The sequence below is a fragment of the Gluconobacter sp. DsW_056 genome (genome assembly GCF_002153595.1).
Lineage (GTDB): Bacteria > Pseudomonadota > Alphaproteobacteria > Acetobacterales > Acetobacteraceae > Gluconobacter > Gluconobacter albidus.
The window spans coordinates 1-16,043 of sequence record NZ_JOPF01000031.1; the positions used below are offsets into that span (position 1 = coordinate 1).

At 55.1% G+C, this 16,043-nt stretch carries 16 protein-coding genes and 1 pseudogene; 8 read left to right on the forward strand and 9 right to left on the reverse strand.

Going from position 1 to position 16,043, the window contains the following annotated elements:
* Positions 1–119: 119 nt before the first annotated feature.
* The 5 genes from HK22_RS14485 to HK22_RS14505 all read right to left on the reverse strand — a co-directional run bounded on the left by HK22_RS14485 (position 120) and on the right by HK22_RS14505 (position 4,939).
* Positions 120–1,178, reverse strand: a complete 1,059-nt coding sequence (locus HK22_RS14485) for a redoxin domain-containing protein (RefSeq protein ID WP_086649776.1) — start codon at positions 1,176–1,178, stop codon at positions 120–122.
* A 79-nt stretch (positions 1,179–1,257) separates the two neighbouring features.
* Positions 1,258–2,709, reverse strand: coding sequence for a PLP-dependent aminotransferase family protein (locus HK22_RS14490; RefSeq protein ID WP_086649777.1), 1,452 nt, complete (start codon positions 2,707–2,709; stop codon positions 1,258–1,260).
* A gap of 15 nt (positions 2,710–2,724) precedes the next feature.
* Complete coding sequence (locus HK22_RS14495; protein ID WP_086649778.1) at positions 2,725–3,375, reverse strand: FMN-dependent NADH-azoreductase; 651 nt, start codon at positions 3,373–3,375, stop codon at positions 2,725–2,727.
* A 351-nt stretch (positions 3,376–3,726) separates the two neighbouring features.
* A complete protein-coding gene (locus tag HK22_RS15480; protein WP_369827284.1) occupies positions 3,727–4,050 on the reverse strand; it encodes an aldo/keto reductase in 324 nt (107 codons plus the stop codon).
* 94 nt (positions 4,051–4,144) lie between these two features.
* Positions 4,145–4,939: a ketopantoate reductase family protein gene (locus HK22_RS14505; protein ID WP_086649779.1), complete on the reverse strand. Its 795-nt coding sequence runs from the start codon at positions 4,937–4,939 to the stop codon at positions 4,145–4,147.
* Positions 4,940–5,053: 114 nt separating this feature from the next.
* On the opposite strand from HK22_RS14505, the gene panB reads away from it, so the two are divergent.
* Complete coding sequence (gene panB, locus HK22_RS14510) at positions 5,054–5,872, forward strand: 3-methyl-2-oxobutanoate hydroxymethyltransferase (protein ID WP_369827286.1); 819 nt, start codon at positions 5,054–5,056, stop codon at positions 5,870–5,872.
* Positions 5,873–6,238: 366 nt separating this feature from the next.
* Here the strand turns inward: panB and HK22_RS14515 are convergent, their stop codons facing one another.
* The gene (locus tag HK22_RS14515; RefSeq protein ID WP_086649781.1) at positions 6,239–7,657 is read right to left on the reverse strand and encodes a DHA2 family efflux MFS transporter permease subunit; all 1,419 of its coding nucleotides are present in this window, start codon (positions 7,655–7,657) and stop codon (positions 6,239–6,241) included.
* 48 nt (positions 7,658–7,705) lie between these two features.
* Positions 7,706–8,272: a hydrolase gene (locus tag HK22_RS14520; RefSeq protein ID WP_086649782.1), complete on the reverse strand. Its 567-nt coding sequence runs from the start codon at positions 8,270–8,272 to the stop codon at positions 7,706–7,708.
* A gap of 108 nt (positions 8,273–8,380) precedes the next feature.
* Here HK22_RS14520 and HK22_RS14525 point away from each other — a divergent pair, with 108 nt between their 5' ends.
* From HK22_RS14525 to HK22_RS14540, 4 genes are all read left to right on the forward strand, one after another.
* The gene (locus tag HK22_RS14525) at positions 8,381–9,037 is read left to right on the forward strand and encodes a TetR/AcrR family transcriptional regulator (RefSeq protein WP_086649783.1); all 657 of its coding nucleotides are present in this window, start codon (positions 8,381–8,383) and stop codon (positions 9,035–9,037) included.
* Positions 9,038–9,412: 375 nt separating this feature from the next.
* Positions 9,413–9,820 (forward strand): VOC family protein, encoded by a 408-nt coding sequence (locus HK22_RS14530; protein ID WP_086649784.1) that lies wholly within the window; start codon positions 9,413–9,415, stop codon positions 9,818–9,820.
* Between the two features lie 264 nt (positions 9,821–10,084).
* Complete coding sequence (locus tag HK22_RS14535) at positions 10,085–11,347, forward strand: MFS transporter (RefSeq protein ID WP_198945563.1); 1,263 nt, start codon at positions 10,085–10,087, stop codon at positions 11,345–11,347.
* Positions 11,344–12,597, forward strand: coding sequence for an arsenic transporter (locus tag HK22_RS14540; protein ID WP_086649786.1), 1,254 nt, complete (start codon positions 11,344–11,346; stop codon positions 12,595–12,597). The genes HK22_RS14535 and HK22_RS14540 overlap by 4 nt, the downstream gene beginning before the upstream one ends.
* Before the next feature lie 347 nt (positions 12,598–12,944).
* Here the strand turns inward: HK22_RS14540 and HK22_RS14545 are convergent, their stop codons facing one another.
* Entirely contained in the window at positions 12,945–13,328 is a 384-nt protein-coding gene (locus tag HK22_RS14545) for a helix-turn-helix domain-containing protein (RefSeq protein ID WP_086649787.1), read from the reverse strand.
* A gap of 118 nt (positions 13,329–13,446) precedes the next feature.
* Between HK22_RS14545 and namA the strand changes: the two genes are divergently transcribed.
* The 3 genes and pseudogenes from namA to HK22_RS15390 form a co-directional block, all read left to right on the forward strand.
* On the forward strand, positions 13,447–14,523 hold the full coding sequence (namA, locus tag HK22_RS14550) for an NADPH dehydrogenase NamA (protein WP_086649788.1): 1,077 nt from the start codon (positions 13,447–13,449) through the stop codon (positions 14,521–14,523).
* 79 nt (positions 14,524–14,602) lie between these two features.
* Positions 14,603–15,592, forward strand: a complete 990-nt coding sequence (locus HK22_RS14555; protein WP_086649789.1) for a zinc-dependent alcohol dehydrogenase family protein — start codon at positions 14,603–14,605, stop codon at positions 15,590–15,592.
* A gap of 69 nt (positions 15,593–15,661) precedes the next feature.
* Positions 15,662–15,775, forward strand: a pseudogene (locus HK22_RS15390) (IS3 family transposase); the annotation flags it as partial.
* Here the strand turns inward: HK22_RS15390 and HK22_RS14565 are convergent.
* Positions 15,728–16,015, reverse strand: a complete 288-nt coding sequence (locus HK22_RS14565) for a hypothetical protein (RefSeq protein WP_233142719.1) — start codon at positions 16,013–16,015, stop codon at positions 15,728–15,730. The pseudogene HK22_RS15390 and the gene HK22_RS14565 overlap by 48 nt on opposite strands.
* Positions 16,016–16,043: the final 28 nt, after the last annotated feature.

Sequence of the window (16,043 nt, forward strand, 5' to 3'; positions counted from 1 at the left end):
TTATCCTTCATGAGTTTCCTCAATATCGCCGCCGCAAAACTCTGGATTGGGTCTTTGGTCAACGTGACCTAGCCGCATGCACAAAAAAAATGACGGCCAGCACGTACAGTAAATTCGGTTCATGGCATTTTTCTAGCGAATGCTTCGATCTGAACTCCCAGATCAGGGCGGGACCCATCGAGCATTTCGACTAGCCGTCCATCCTTGTTAATCAAGGCCACGGCAGGGATCTGTCGAATACCGAACCTCGTAAAGGCTTGATTGTTTTCATCCAGCAGTATCCGAAATCCGGGACCGAACAGGGTGCGGAACGAAGCCATATCTGCTGGTTCAGTCCAGAGTTTCGCGCCGATAACTGTCCAGTCGAGCTTGGAGTTTGTGACAAGTTTCTGTGCAATTTCTCGTGTGCGGGCACAGTTTCGGGCGGTCGGCGGATCCATGTTAGAAAGATAGCTTTCACACCATGGCGCGGTAAATAAAACGACCTGAGGCCGTATTGCGCCCTCTGGACGGAAGGGCACTGCAGCCTGCGTAGCGTCGCTCAGTGCCAGAGTTGGTACTTCGGCTCCAACGGCCAGAGGCGGGGCAGGTGTAACATCCGCAAATTGAAGGTGCGCTTGTGTACGGGGTTTGGCGACAACGCGTTCAAGTGCCGCCTCGAGTACTGCACCATCCTGATGGCCGAGATAGGCCAGTCGACCATCACGGTCGATCAGTACGTGCAGAGGCGTGGCGCGGATATGGAGCCAGTCGCTCAGCCTTCCGTCATCGACCACAACTGGCATGGTTAGACTTGCTTTTCTGACAAAACTGACGATTTTGTCGTGTTTTTCTCCAAAACCGATATCCACGGCAACAATACTCATGCGTGACTTATAACGCTGGTAGAGTCGCTCAAACTCAGGCATCTGGGCCCGACAGGGAATACAATAGGTCGCCCAAAGCTTAAGATAGACCGGGCCTTTGTGAGCCAGTTTCACAAGGTCCAGTGTCTGGCCATCAAGTGTTTGCCAGCTCAGGCCAGGGACAGAATTGCCTATCATCTGAGAGAGTGTCGGGTCTTCAGCGACGAACGCTGCAGAGTCTGGTGTGGGAGATGTATTCGCCCATGCAGAGAGAGGCGCAGACGTTATGAGAAGCGATGCGAGAGCCACAAGTCCATATCGAAAACCAGGCATGAGGGAGGTCCGTGTCGTTGTTGGAGAGAACACATAGCGAGGGGCAAACAGCGCCTTAACAATCGCTGGCAAGGAGCTGCTAAAGCGTCGAGTGCATCAAAGTGAGAAGTTGTCGGCAATCGGCTTCGACCCGTTCCGAACGAACGTTGGCAACGCCAAGCAACACGCCAGATCTTGCTCGTGAGCCCCTGGCAAACCATGCGGAAAGAGGCGTTACCCCAAGAGAAACAGTCCGTGCCTGATGCGTAAGTTGAACGTCATCAAAGCCGGAGGGCAAAGGCAGTACAAGCGACAGGCCAGCGCTTTGCGGTAACGAGGCGCCGCATCGAAGCAAAGTATCGCGTAGCAGATCACGGCGTTCGGTGTAAGTTTGGCGTGTACGGCGCAAATGCCTGAAATAATGTCCTTCGCGCATGAAATGCGTTAAGGCGATCTGCACGGCGTTGTTAGGCGGCGTCGCGAGCCACCAGGCTATCTCGGTCAAACGCTTTACGAGTGCCTGGGGGGCGACAACAAAGCCAAGTCCGATCATGGGAGCGAGTGTTTTACTGAATGTTCCGATATGGATGACACGGTCGGCGCCGTCGCCCGCAGCAAGTGCTGGAGACGCTTGGCCATCCAAGTGAAGCTCAGCCAGATAGTCATCCTCAATGATCCAGCTGTTGCTTTGCCTGGCCCAGTCAAGCAGAGCTTTGCGTCTTTCGGGACTCAGTGAGACACCCGTTGGGGCCTGCTGGCCAGGTGTGACGAGTGCCAGAGCTGCGGCAGGGGCTATAGTATGCCCAAGTTCCACATCCAGCCCCTCGCGATCCACGGCTATGGGCACGGGATGTACACCTGCGCTTTCGAGGGCCAGACGCGTGATCGGAAAACCCGGGTCTTCCACCCATGCCTGCTTTCCGGCAGGGTCGACGGCGCGCAGCACCATGGCGAGCCCACTCCTGAACCCGGTCGTAATCAGTATCTGCTCTGGCGAGCAGTTTATTCCCCTTGCAAGAGCAAGATGCGAAGCGAGTGCCGCCCGTAATTCTGGCAGACCACACGGATCCATTACGCCAGTATTCAGCGCCGAGGCCTGTACCCCTCGCCGGTGCATCCGAGCCCAGAGAGTAGCTGGAAAAGCGTCATGCGCGGGAACACCCATTTGAAAAGCAAGTGGTCGGTCGGCTCGTTGCTGGAATAAAGCCAGCGGACTATCATCAATGGAGGCGACCCCACCTGGACCAGAACTGTGCTGGATTGCGGGAGGCATGGGCATTAAAATCGGGAGGACTTCTACCACACGCGTCCCAGCAGCTTTTGTGGCGCAAAGGAGCCCGCGATCAATCAATCTGTCATAAGCTGTGCGAACCGTCCCGCGCGCAACGCCCAATTGGGTTGCGAGGTCACGCCAGGATGGAAGACGACTGCCTGCAGGAAGAACCCCCAAGGATATGGCTCTCTCTATGTGCAGGGTGATCTGTTCGTTCAGGGAGTGTGCGCTCTGCCTGCTGAGTGTAATTGCCGCAAACGGAGCGAATAGCTCGGTCATGTCAGACACACAGCCTCATGCGTTGTCCCCAACCTGGAGGTTTGCCTGTTGAGCTTGGTGTTTTGCAAAGAAACCGAACTTCAACTCTGAGAGAACCTGTTTGAGCTCTGCATCCTGTTCGGCTTCGCAACGAACAGCTGTACCTTGCACAGGCACAAAGTGCAAATCACAAAGCCCGATGCAATTCAGGACCGCCTTTAGATAGGGGGTAAAAAAATCGGGCTGCTGTGCACCGTCAGCGAAGATCATGCCGCCGGCGGCAACGCCGATAAATACGGGTCGATCTTTGACGAGCCCCACTTTGCCGTTGGGACGCACTGTGAAGGTCCGGTTCACGCGCACGACGTGGTCGAGCCAGGATTTGAGGGCAGCAGGTACTGTAAAATTATGTACGGGCGTACCCACCACCAGGATATCGGCTGTTTCGATTTCCCGAATCAGAATATCGGACAGCGCAGTCGATCCCCGCGCCGTGCTCTCACTGCTTTTAGGGGGGCTGGTGAGCAGTGTTGCATAGTCTGCATCGGGAGGAGAAAGAGTACTGATATCGCGCATGACCACAGTTGCTCCAGGCCAGAGCGTAGAGAGCCCCGCGACAATCCCCGCTGAAACAAGGCGGCTTTGCCCATCAGGGCGGGGGCTACAATCGATATGAAGAATCTGCAACGAGTGGCACCGCGTGTGTTTATGAACGTCTCTGTGTCATCGCCCTATCAGACATGCAGCGACAGGCCCAAGAATGTACTATTTGAGTGTACCAAGCCTCTTAGTGGCTGCTTTTCTTAACCTTGCCCAACACTTTCGTTGCTGTGCTGGTTTCTTTTGCCGTCTTTGATGTGGATCGATCGTCCTTCCAAATGCCTCAACCTTGGGCACTCTTTCGCCTCTTAGTGCCAGAAATACAGAAACTAGGTCGCGTTGACAAAAGATCCAATCCAGTGCGCCGAGAGCTTCAGAGAGCCGGTCGCGCCTGCGGGCACCAATGAGTGGAACAATATCGACACCCTGTGCTGCGACCTAGGCAATGGCCAGTTGGGCTACACTCGTGCTTTTGGTGTCAGCAATCCTGCGCAAGGTCTCAACAAAAACCAAAAGGCGCTCTACGTTCCTTTCTTGGAAACGAGGAGCCCGGGCGCTGAGACTCCCTGATTCCTTGGCTCCCTGCCAGTGTGCGCTGATCAGTCCACACGCCAGCACACCATAAGCCGTGATGCCAATCCCCAATTCACGGCAGGTGGGAAGGATAGTTTCTTCGGTGCTACGAGAGATGCCAGAACTTCGACGGAAAACTTTGTCGCTGGATTGTTGATGGCCTTTGCTCAAGAGAAGTGGCCCCGTCAATTTCAGATCCTGCCAAAAGAGAGAGAACGAGCTCGTTCAATGGCGTTGGGATGCTGTGCCGTGCGCCGGCTCGCACCACAGCTCCTGTCAGAGCCTAATATTCCAAAGGAACCATTGCCTGTTTGTCCTGAAGCATGGAGCTCCGACTCTCTGGGGGAATGGTGGATATCCATTTCAGGGTGTCTTCGAGATCCTGTATTGTAATCTTCGCCCCCTCTGCTTGGGCGACAGGAAGAGCTTCGAGCATCAAGGCTCTCGCACTGTCCGCAATGTCCGAACGGCGCATGATGCCTGTTGGCTGACCGGTTAAGGCAGTCAACGGGTTGACGGAAATGTTTGCCAGAAGTTTCAGCCATAGGCGTGTCTGGATATCCTCTGTCAGTAGGACACGAAGGCCGCCAGTGGAGAATGCGCTGGCCAGCAGTCGTGTTAGGTCCTGTTGAGGCAAGCACACGTCCTGATGACCGATTCTGCGCAGATTTACGCTTCCCGGATTGTCTCGCTGTGCATTGAAGTAAATAATAGCCGGAATAATGGGTGAATTAGAAAAATAGTTTCGAAAAGTCTGTCGCTGATCAATGCCGTTTTGCGCCACCAATACGGTCGTATTTTTGCTATCAAAAGCTGGGAGCCAATGCGATATCGTCTCAACCTGCTGGGACTTGACTGCAATAATCAGCACTCTTGGCGGCTTAAAGTCTTGATTGACGTCGACTCTCTTCACCGAATATTGTGAGGAAATTCCGTTTTCCTGCATGGAAATTTTGTTCAAAGGCGTCCGTGCGCCGACAATCGATACATCCCAGTCGGCCTTTGCCAGACAGGCAGCAAGCACCAGACCAACGGATCCCGCTCCGATCAGGGTGGCTGAATATCGTGATGAAGTCATATGAGCTCTCGATAAGATCTGTCAGGGAGTACCTCTCAGATTTTGCGTAAAACAGGGGCAACGTGACATATGCAACCCCAAAACTCGTTGAACACGGTCTGGAAGGGATATCCTTTGAGCACAAATCTACCGGAAAAGAGCCTCACGGTTTCAGACATTCAAGGGCGGAAGGGAGGCGTTCCGCTCGTGTGTCTGACGGCTTATACGACGCCCACAGCCCGGCTTGTTGACCAGCATTGTGATGTCACTCTTGTCGGAGACAGCCTGGGTATGGTCCTGCATGGCCTGCCTTCCACACTGGGGGTGACCCTGGAGATGATGGTTCTTCATGGTCAAGCTGTAATGCGTGGCCTCTCACGTTCATTATGCGTCATTGACCTGCCTTTTGGGACCTATGAAGAAAGTCCTGCACAGGCCTTCCGGAATGCGTCCCGTCTCCTGGCTGAAACAGGAGCCGCAGCAGTCAAGCTTGAAGGCGGCGTACATATGGCGGAGACGATCGCCTTCCTTGTCGCACGAGGCATCCCTGTTATGGGCCACCTTGGTCTTACACCGCAAGCGGTCAATGTTCTGAGTGGCTACAAGGTCCAGGGAAAGGGTCCGGATGCTCAGCGTATTCTTGCCGATGCCCAAGCCGTATCAGACGCGGGCGCATTCGCGGTGGTATTGGAAAAGATACCACAAGCACTTGCCTATGAGATTACACAAGCAACTGCAATCCCTACGATTGGGATCGGTGCCGGACCTACATGCGATGGACAGATTCTGGTCGTGGATGACATGCTTGGTGCCTTTGCTGATTTCAGACCCAAATTCGTGAAACGCTATGCGGATCTTTCACACCAGGCCTCTCAGGCGATCGAACAATATGCTGCGGAGGTCCGGGCTGGAGAATTTCCGGCACAGGTGCATAGCTTTGGTCAGCCAGTTTAAGCTACCCGAGCTCTGAAGTCCTTTAGGATCGGGGGGGGTAGAGGGAAATGTTGGCGTCGCCTGATTTATATTCTATTATCTCGCTAGAAATTGACATCAAGTCCTTTTCGGGGTGGGTCGAACACAAACAAGAAATTTCATCGTTCGCCATGGGCGTTTAAAATATCCGCTTTACTTATGGAGCGTCTGATAACGGGCATTCTGTTTCCTCCCCTGATCTGCCTGTTCGCTCAGAACAAACAGGCTATAGTCATGTACATGTCGAACAATCCGAAATACAAACGAATGAGCCTAAAGTAAAAGACGCTGACCCATCTTGTCTGGGTGATTTTTATTCACTCGGGCAAGTCTCAATGCGTGACAGCATCAATTCGATCCAAACTGGCGGTTCTTTTCCAAAGGTTTGATAAAGCGCGTGGCGAGCAACAGAACACCATGAAATAACGTGAGAACCCCAAACGTTTCGGCATAAGCCTGTGATGCGACATGAAACGGAGCGACTGTCGAAAGCCGCCACCCAAGGAATGTGGCGCACGCTGTGATCAATGTCGGCCCGCCAATCCTTTGCATGATGTTCAGCGCGGTCGTCGCCATCGGAATATCCTTACGTGCGATCGAAGCGTATCCCGCGCTCATCGCCGGAATGCCTACGGCGCCCCCGCCGCCTCCACGCAACAGCAGTGCTATGGCAAGCAGGGCGACGTTCAGGCCACTATAGGCGAGCATCACCAGGATCACTGTCCCGGCCAGTGAAAGCAGCGCCCCGCAACCGCTCAGATCGCGCGCGTCAAACCGGTCACTCAAGCGGCCAATGAGCGGGTAGACGCACATCATCCCCAGACCCAAGGGCGCCATGAACAGGCCTGTCCGCTCGGGCGAGACACCGCAGGCGTGGATCAGCCATACGGGTAGAAGCATCTGACCGGCGAACGACACACCGTTCGTCAGAAACATGATGATCGCCGACACCGAAAAGGCAGGCGCACGTAGCAGGCGCAGGTCGATCAGCGCGTCATCGCCCTTGCGTCGCGCGGATCGGACATGCAGGGCGAACAGCACGAGGGACGTGCCTAAGGTCGCCTGTCCATAAGGCCGGGCGACATGATCCATGCCGTAAAGAAACGAGACGAGAGCGGGCGCGAGAAATCCTAGCCCTGTCAGGTCAAGTGGACGGGAACGCCCGTCATGTCGATCGTCAGGGAGAAACAGAACGGTAAGGGCAAAAGCCGCAAGCCCGACCGGCACATTGAGAAGAAAGATCCATCGCCAGGACGCGACGGAGAGAATGGCACCGGCGACGACGGGTCCAAGAAGCGGCGCGAGCAGAACAGGTGCCGTCATCGCGCTCGCGACCCTCGGCATCTGTCGGCCCGCCACACGAGCTACCGTCATCTGCGCCATAGGGGCGAGCAGTCCGCCCGCCATGCCTTGCAGCAGCCGGAATACGATCAGGGACGGCGCAGACCACGCTAGTGCGCACAGGCCTGATGTCAGCGTGAAGGCACCGAAGCACCATAAATAGACCGCCCGTCCCCCGAGGCGGCTTACGAGCCATCCATTCAGTGGCAACGTCAGGGCGAGCGCCAGCAGATAGCCGCTGACCACCCATTGAATGTGTGAAAACGGAGCGTGCAGGCTCGTAACGAGATCGGGGAGCGACACATTGACGATCGTGGCGTCCAGTTGCGCCATGAAAGATCCGACCGCCGCGACGCTCACGATTTTCCAGGTGCCCGGAGGCAGTTGATCCGGGTCTAAGGCTGGCGACGACGTTCTGGCGTTCATGAATGATCTCGCTGGGAACCGCGAGACGCGCAGACATGAGCCATGCGTTTACACATCCAGCGCGATCGCGTCGCTCGTCGTCACCCGGCCAAGACGGGGAAAAATCTCTTCGCAGGCAAAGCGCTGCATGTCTTCGGTGAATGTGGACATGACATCCTCGACGAGCACGACGTTGTATCCATGCTCATGCGCCGCTCTGGCCGTAGATTCCACACCCAGATTGGTGGCGATTCCGCCGAGCACGATGGTCGTGATACCACGTCGCCGTAACTGAAGATCGAGATCCGTGCCGTAGAACGCACCCCATTGCCTTTTCGTGACGCGTAGATCGGTCGGTTCGGCAAGCCCCTCGACCAGTTCTGCCCAGTCTGGTGCGAAGCCGCCAGGCGGTGAAAAGGAGCGATCGACGACCGCATGCACGGCATCGGCGAAATCTGGTGCGAACGCTACATTAACCAAAATGACCGGTGCTCCGGCTGCCCGAAAGCGCGCGGCGAGTTCTTTCGATCGTTCAACAATCAAAGCACCCGGTGTCGGAGCCAGGGGAAGTCCTGTAATGCCCTTCTGGAGATCGATCAGAACGAGGGCCGTCCTAGTGACTGGAAGTGAAATCATGGCAAGACCTTCCCTGTTAACGTTTGACCGCCATCCCGAACCGTTGTCCGGAACACGTGGAAACGTTAGTAAGTTGAGTAGACACTCAAGAAGGAGCATTATTTGAGGATGGACTCAAATTCGTCAAGAGGTAAACGGACGTCTCTTCAGCCGATGCGCGCGGCTGGGCGTCAGCGCGTCGAGGAATTACTGGAGGCCGCGTCCGACCTCATGGCGGAACGAGGTTACGAGGCGACGACCATGGCGAAGATCGCCGCGCGCGCCGGAGCAAAAATCGGCTCGCTCTATCGTTTCTTTCCAAACAAAGAGGCTGTGGCAGACGCTCTTGTGCAGCGACATATCGCCGTTCTGGAAGACGAATACGCGGCACTCGCCAAACGTGCCGCCACGCTGTCCCCGGACGCTCTGGCGGACGTTTTCATAGAACTGCTTGTCACGCTTCATCCTCGCGTGAAATCCCTGTCCGCGCTGATGGAGGCACGGACTGACAGGATGGAGATCCGTGATCGTGCACGCGAACATGCGATAGCCGGGATTGCGGCAGCGTTGCGTGTCTGTGCGCCAGGGTTGGATGAAGCACTGGCGAGAGATATTGCTGCGGTCGTTCTAAACACTATGAAAGTGCTACGCAGCATGCTCGCGCAGGACGCGCCCACGACGTCAGGCTCGCCTGACGAGCTCCGGCGGATGCACTGTCTTTATCTTACGAACCGGCTGGCGCCGTTTCGGCCCGCTTCAGACAGCACAACGGATGCCGCTCCATAATTTCGCAGATTGGTGCAGTATTTGCTCCACGATCTGAAAGCGTTGGCGCTGTCCCGGAGGAGTGTGAGACGTCGTGGCAGTTGTCGCCTTCATGTCGGTTATTTTTGTCGTCGAATAAACTTCTATGAAGCGGGGATAACTAAAAACGCTGCTTGACTGCTGATGCTGGCATCAGCAAAGTCGGTTTTGCCTAAAAAGACAGCGATACAGGTATGGTGATAACCTGTGGTCTCTCCGGAGACAGTCACGCTTGAGCGAATAAACCCGCTCTTGGCCATGGCCGGACACGACGAGGATAGGCCTCGTCCGTGGTCGGTCGTCGCTGTCCAGATTGCGACCGGCTCGTGTCCGTCTCACCGACGGAAAGACACAGTCATGAAGCTGAACCATATCAACCTCTACAGCCACGATACTGGGGCTGATCGCGCAATGTTCGAACAGTATTTCGGCCTGCGCACTCTCGTTGTGCGTGGGAGCAAGATGGCCGTCCTGCAGGACAATGATGGGCTGGTGCTGATCGTCAATCATTTCGACAACAAGCTCGAAGGCTTCGATTATCCTGGGCAATTCGACATCCTGCACATTGGTTTCATCCAGAAGTCTCGAGAGGACGTCAATGCTCTATATGAGCGCCTAAGCGCCGATGGCTGGGAGGTGCAGGCTCCACGCAACGTGCATGGTGCGTGGTCCTTCTACTTTCGAGCGAAAGGGGGTTATTTTATCGAAGTGACGACATTAACGCCGGTTCGCCCCGAAGAAGCATATCGGAGAGCCCCATGTTAATGCTGGGCACGAGAGGCTGAGCAACCTGAACGACCTTTCTGATTTAGGATGAGGGATGAAGGAAATATTAGCATGCTTATCCATTATATTAAATAAAGGATAAATATTTTTATAGATTGGCCCTTTTTGCGTTAAAAATACTTTATTAGACGGGGTAAATGGCAATGAATATTCCAATAAACTCAAAAAAAAGCAGTGGGAAATAATTTTGTAACTTATTCTCTTGAACGCAGTTAAAGCTTGCTGCTTAACGAAGAGAACGTGATGACCCCGCCTCGTACTGCCACAGTTGTTACTGATGAAACTCCTGCTATTCCAGGGCTCAATCGGGCCTTGCTCGCCTTATGCGCTCTCAATTTCTTCATGGCGGACGTCCAGGCGGGGATAGGGCCCTTTCTGGGCGTTTTCCTTCAGCGTCACGGCTGGCAGACGGGACCGATCGGAACCGTCATGACTGTGGGTGGAGTTGCGGGAATGCTCGCCACCATTCCCGCAGGCGCGCTGATTGATCACACGACGAAAAAGCGGTTGCTCGTCATTGTGGCGGCGCTCTGCACGATTTCCGCCTCTCTTCTTCTCCTGAGTTCGCAATCCGTGGCCGTTGTGACAGCCAGTCAGCTTGCAACCGCTCTGGCCGGCGCTGGAATTGGTCCTCTGATGGCGGCCATAACGCTCGGGATCGTGCGCCAGAAAGGCTTCAACACACAGATCGGCCGTAACCAGGCCTGGAACCATGCCGGCAATATGGCGGGGGCCGGGCTGTCCGGCTGGCTGGGATGGCAGTTTGGCCTCTCAGCGATTTTCTTTCTTGAAGTCGCCTTCGGTCTGTTCGCTATTTCTGCGGTGCTCCTGATCCCGGAAAAATCCATAGATCATAAAGCTGCACGCGGACTGGACGATGAACCCGTTCACGATGAGGGGACAGCCGAGGGGTTACGATCCTTTCTGCGACACAAGCCTCTTCTCATTCTGGCGAGTTGTTTGTGTTTCTTCCATCTCGGAAACGCCGCGATGCTTCCGCTGTACGGCATGGCGGTCGTCAGTGCAGGCAAAGGCAATCCAGCCATGTTCACGGCGATGACCGTGATGGTCGCACAGGCTGTGATGATCGTCGTGAGCCTGCTGGCCATACGTTTCGTCAGGGACCGTGGTTACTGGTTCGTCCTGCTGATATCGTTTGCCGCCCTACCGCTGCGTGGTTTGATCGCGGGAAGCTTCATCCAGCATTGGGGGGTATGGCCGGTGCAGATCCTCGATGGGATCGGTGCGGGGCTTCAGAGTGTCGCCGTGCCGGGTCTGGTGGCCAGACTGCTGAACGGAACCGGACGGATCAATATCGGACAGGGCGTCGTCATGACGGCGCAGGGCATTGGAGCAAGCCTCTCCCCGGCTCTGGGAGGATGGCTTGCCGAAGATCTGGGATACGCCGTGGCGTTCTATACTCTGGGCTGCTTTGCAATCGTGTCACTGGGGCTCTGGATAGGCTCGGCATCGACCCTGCGATCTGCCGATAAGGTGTCGGCATGACCTTTCACCAGGAGGCAATCTGGACGATCGCTGTCCTGGCGACGGCTGGTGTTATTCTTCGACCGTTCCGGACGCCGGAGTGGGTGTGGGCCGTCATCGGAGCCACGGTCCTCATGGTGACGGGGCTGATCCCACTCACCATGGCGGGGGCCGGTCTCGTGAAAGGCGGCGATGTTTATCTGTTTCTGATCGGCATGATGCTGCTCAGTGAAACGGCGCGTGCAAATGGGCTGTTCGACTGGATCGCGACCTGGGCCGTCAATCATGCCGCAGGTTCAACGGCCAAGCTGTTCACACTGGTCTATCTGGCCGGTGTCGTGGTGACGACCTTTATGTCCAACGATGCGACGGCTGTTGTGCTGACACCGGCCGTGTTCGCAGCAGCAAAAAAAGCAAAAGCAGATCCCCTTCCGCTGTTGTTTGCCTGCGCACTCGTCGCCAATGCGGCAAGCTTTGTCCTGCCTGTCTCCAATCCAGCGAACCTGGTTCTGTATGACGGCGCACTCCCTGCGCTGGGATCATGGCTGAGGTCATTCGCGCTCCCGTCGATCCTGGCGATCATGACGACCTATCTGGTTTTGCGCCTTATGGAGCGGGCACATCTGCATCAGGACTGCTCCTCTCAGGTTGAAACAACTCCGTTAACCGCGGGCGGCAAGGCGGCTTTTGTCGGCATCGTGCTAACTGCGTTCCTGCTTGTGGCGATGTCCGCTTTTGATCTGTCTCTCGGCTTGCCAACAGCGCTCGCCGGTATTGGGACAGCATTGGGCGTCTCAGCGCTGGCACGACGATCGCCGCTTGCGCTCATACGGGATATTTCATGGGGTGTTCTCCCGCTGGTCGGCGGCCTGTTCGTTCTGGTAGCCGCCGTCGAAAGTACGGAGGTGGTCGGGGTGCTTGCCAACCTGCTTCAGCACGCCGCCAAAAGCGATCCTGTCACTGCTGCCTGGGGGGCTGGCGCTCTTCTGGCCTTCATTTCCAACATCATGAACAACCTACCTGCCGGCTTGATTGCCAGTGAGACAGTGGCGCAGGCGCATGTCCCGCGGTTGGTGATTGATAACCTGTTGATCGGTGTGGACCTTGGCCCAAACCTTTCCGTAACGGGATCTCTGGCCACAATTCTCTGGTTGCAGGTGATCCGTCGAGAAGGCGAAGAGGTCGGGTTTCTACAATTTCTCAAGGTCGGTGCCGTGGCGATGCCCGTTGCGCTCTTCACGGCACTCGGTGCGCGACTGTTGATCGGGTAAACGGATCAGACGATACTCGCAGCCAGTTGCCAGTCTCAGAGTTGTCCGTGGATCACGGTTTATTTTCTGACGAACTCTGTGAATAGATGCGCCTGCTGCCTGTTAAATAATATTCTGCTCTACGGAAAACGTGGCTGTAGAGGCTTTATTGAGTTCGAATGCGTTAATGTCAGTTTTTTTTCCATTATCTCTCCGACAGCGGACATCATATTCAAGTGCGAACTTTCATAGAAACCATCTGAGGGGGTAAAAGCATCGCCGCTTTTTTCACAATCGCCCTGATGCCACAGAAGATAATCATAAATAGTGATATAGTACGTGCAATTATTACATATAATAATTGCAACCTAGGTATTATTTATAAGATTGGATATTGCCTCGGATCGTTCAACCGGATGATTATCTACCCAGAGCTTCCCCCATTCACTCAGGGCATGAAGGATATTGTAGAGATTGCGTCCCTCTTCGGTCAGTGAGTACTCAACCTTCGGTGGAACAACAGCATAAACCTTGCGGTGAACCAATCCATCCTCTTCAAGCTCACGAAGCTGTTTGACGATGAGGCGTGGTGACGCTCCACGGGCCAGCCGGGACAACTCATTGAATCTCATGGTGCCGTCAAGAAGATGGAAAAGGAAAACACCTTTCAATTTACCTCCAATCACATTCAGGGAGGCTTCAAGGGAACAGCCAGGGATATCGTCCCAGCGTTTTTTCTTCTTGGTAAGCATCCGAAGTGCTCTCCTTATTATACTATTGTATAGTATGTAGATATTTAAGCCGTATTTTTATACCAGCATGTAGTGTCGTATTCTCACAGGAGGAAGACGAAAAGAAAAGGTATTTCCGATGAAACTCCTTGAGCCATTCACCATCCGGGGCATGACGTTCCGAAACCGTGTCGCGATGTCTCCCATGTGCATGCATTCGGCGGATACGGGCGGCTTCGTAAGCGATTTTCATTTGGTCCATTACGGAGCCCGCGCTCTAGGCGGCGCCGCACTGATATTTCCTGAAACGCTTAGCATTCTGGAAAATGGCCTGATCGGCCCGGGGGACCTTGGCGTCTGGTCCGACGAACATGTCTCGGGCCTGAGCCGCCTTGTGGATGTCATTCACAAGATGGGAGCAAAGGCAGGCGCACAGATCGGACATGCTGGTCGCATGTTGGGAATAGAGCACCTTCCTCCAGTTGCTCCGTCTGCGGTTCCGTTTTCTGAAGGTTACAAAACCCCTGAGGCCCTGAGCGAAGAAGGAATTCATGACATCATCGCGGCTTTCAAAGCCGCGGCGATCCGAGCCCGTAAAGCCGGGTTTGACGTGCTGGAAATCCATACGGCTCACGGTTACCTGCTGAATGAATTTCTCTCGCCGCTGGCGAACATGCGGACAGATAAGTGGGGCGGAAACCACGAAAACCGCTATCGTATTCTGCACCATATTCTGGATGCCGTGCGACCCGAATGGGAGGGCCCCCTCTTCGTCAGGATTTCGTCCACCGATTACGCTCAGGGCGGCAACACGCCGGATGATTTCGTGATCTATGGCCAGTGGATGAAAGAACAGGGTGTTGATCTGATCGACTGCTCGTCTGGTGGAATCGTAAAGGTCAAGGTGAACAGCTATCCAGGATATCAGGTTCCGGCTGCGACGCTTCTCAAGGAAAAGCTTGGCATCATGACCGGGGCGGTCGGTATGATCGAAACCGCCGATCTGGCCGAGGACATCGTGTCCAACGAGAGAGCGGATATTGTCTTGATTGGCCGCCCCATGTTGCGCGATCCCTTCTGGGTACGCAGTGCAGCTGACCAGCTCAGGACGATGATCGACGTGCCACCGCAGTATACGCGTTACGGTGCATGGTGGCTCAACAACCAGCCGCGCCCGGAGCCTGCGCCGATGGATGAGACCGCTAATCTTTACTGAAGTTTCATGACGTGAAACAGCGGCCGGGTCTCTCTCGGTCGTTATGCAACGCAGTATCTGTAATCGGGAGAAAAAGCCCATGGCCAAGACAGCCATTTTCAACAAAATCGGTGGCCCTGAGGTTCTCGAGGTCGTGGACAGGGACGTACCTGCACCCAAGGCCGGAGAAGTTCAGATCCGCGTAAAGGCAATGGGTCTGAACCGCGCGGAAGTGATGTTCCGTACTGGAAACTACGTTACTGAACCCCAGTTTCCCGCCATCATCGGCTACGAGGCGTCAGGCATTATCGAGGCTCTCGGGCCAAATGTCAGCGGTTTCACCGTCGGAGATGCCGTCAGTGTCATTCCCTGCTTCATGCTTGGCGAATACGGGCTTCATGGTGAACTTGTGAATGCGCCGGCCTTCGGTGTCGTGAAGAACTCGCCGAATGTCAGTTGGGAAGATGCGGCCGCGACCTGGATGATGTTTACCACAGCCTATGGCGCACTGGTCGATATCGGACAACTCGCCAAGGGCGATACGGTGCTGATCCGGGGGGCATCCAGCAGTGTCGGGCTCGCTGCCATTCAGATCGTGAACATGCTGGGGGGAACGCCGATTGCTCTAACGCGCCACTCCAATAAAAGCGAGGAGCTTCTCCAGTATGGCGCAAAACACGTTATTGCAACGGAAGAGCAGGACCTCGTCGAGGAAGTCTGCAAGATTACCAACGGCAAGGGCGCAAGACTGGCTTTCGATCCGGTGGGGGGTCCATATGTCGCAACGATACTTGAAGCATTGTCTGACCTGGGAATTTTCTTTCAATATGGAGCCTTGGATACAACGCCGCTCGCTGTTCCTGTTATGCCGCTTCTCGGCAAGGATCTGACCATCCGGGGATATCAGCTTTTCGAAATCACCAAGGATCAGGAACGGCTGGAGCGCGCCAAGGTATTCATCAGCAAGGGACTGGCGGATGGCCTGCTCAAGCCTGTTATTGCCAAGGTGTTTAAGCTTAATAATATTAGTGAGGCGCACCGTTTCATGGAAAGCAATGTACACATCGGCAAAATCGTGGTTGTTCCCTGACTGAACTTGCTACGGTTTTGTGCCGGTTGACTGAGCGTTTTAAGCTCACATCGGGGGACATACGAGACCATGACAGTGACGAACACAGAAGAATTTCGCCGTGAGGCGACAAGGATTGCCTTGAGCAGCGGTTTGTCACTGACTCGCGTGGCGGCGGATCTGGGGATTGGCAAATCGACACTGGGTTTCGCAGTATCGGAGCGCTGATCTGTCAGTGCCTGAAACGAAGCCTGCCAGTGTTCCGACAACCGGCAGCCACGCGATATTTCCGGCTTGCGGGACAGTCTCTATTTCTCTCTGACGACGCAAGACAAGAGGCAAATTGCTGATGAGAAACAGGCCAAGGAGAAGATTGAGATAAGCTGGCTCCAATTGCCGAAATAGCAACAACCCGACCCACGCCGCAGGAAGAGCTGGCGGCACGAAGTGCAGGACGACATGCCAGCGGATA

What these genes read in the sequence shown, in the direction of transcription:
- HK22_RS14520 (WP_086649782.1), bottom strand. Translation starts at nt 8,272, where the DNA reads ATGATTTCACTTCCAGTCACTAGGACGGCCCTCGTTCTGATCGATCTC.
- HK22_RS14515 (WP_086649781.1), bottom strand. Translation starts at nt 7,657, where the DNA reads ATGAACGCCAGAACGTCGTCGCCAGCCTTAGACCCGGATCAACTGCCT.
- HK22_RS14490 (WP_086649777.1), bottom strand. Translation starts at nt 2,709, where the DNA reads ATGACCGAGCTATTCGCTCCGTTTGCGGCAATTACACTCAGCAGGCAG.
- HK22_RS14535 (WP_198945563.1), top strand. Translation starts at nt 10,085, where the DNA reads ATGACCCCGCCTCGTACTGCCACAGTTGTTACTGATGAAACTCCTGCT.
- HK22_RS14525 (WP_086649783.1), top strand. Translation starts at nt 8,381, where the DNA reads ATGGACTCAAATTCGTCAAGAGGTAAACGGACGTCTCTTCAGCCGATG.
- HK22_RS14555 (WP_086649789.1), top strand. Translation starts at nt 14,603, where the DNA reads ATGGCCAAGACAGCCATTTTCAACAAAATCGGTGGCCCTGAGGTTCTC.
- HK22_RS14505 (WP_086649779.1), bottom strand. Translation starts at nt 4,939, where the DNA reads ATGACTTCATCACGATATTCAGCCACCCTGATCGGAGCGGGATCCGTT.
- HK22_RS14545 (WP_086649787.1), bottom strand. Translation starts at nt 13,328, where the DNA reads ATGCTTACCAAGAAGAAAAAACGCTGGGACGATATCCCTGGCTGTTCC.
- HK22_RS14530 (WP_086649784.1), top strand. Translation starts at nt 9,413, where the DNA reads ATGAAGCTGAACCATATCAACCTCTACAGCCACGATACTGGGGCTGAT.
- HK22_RS14540 (WP_086649786.1), top strand. Translation starts at nt 11,344, where the DNA reads ATGACCTTTCACCAGGAGGCAATCTGGACGATCGCTGTCCTGGCGACG.
- namA (WP_086649788.1), top strand. Translation starts at nt 13,447, where the DNA reads ATGAAACTCCTTGAGCCATTCACCATCCGGGGCATGACGTTCCGAAAC.
- HK22_RS14485 (WP_086649776.1), bottom strand. Translation starts at nt 1,178, where the DNA reads ATGCCTGGTTTTCGATATGGACTTGTGGCTCTCGCATCGCTTCTCATA.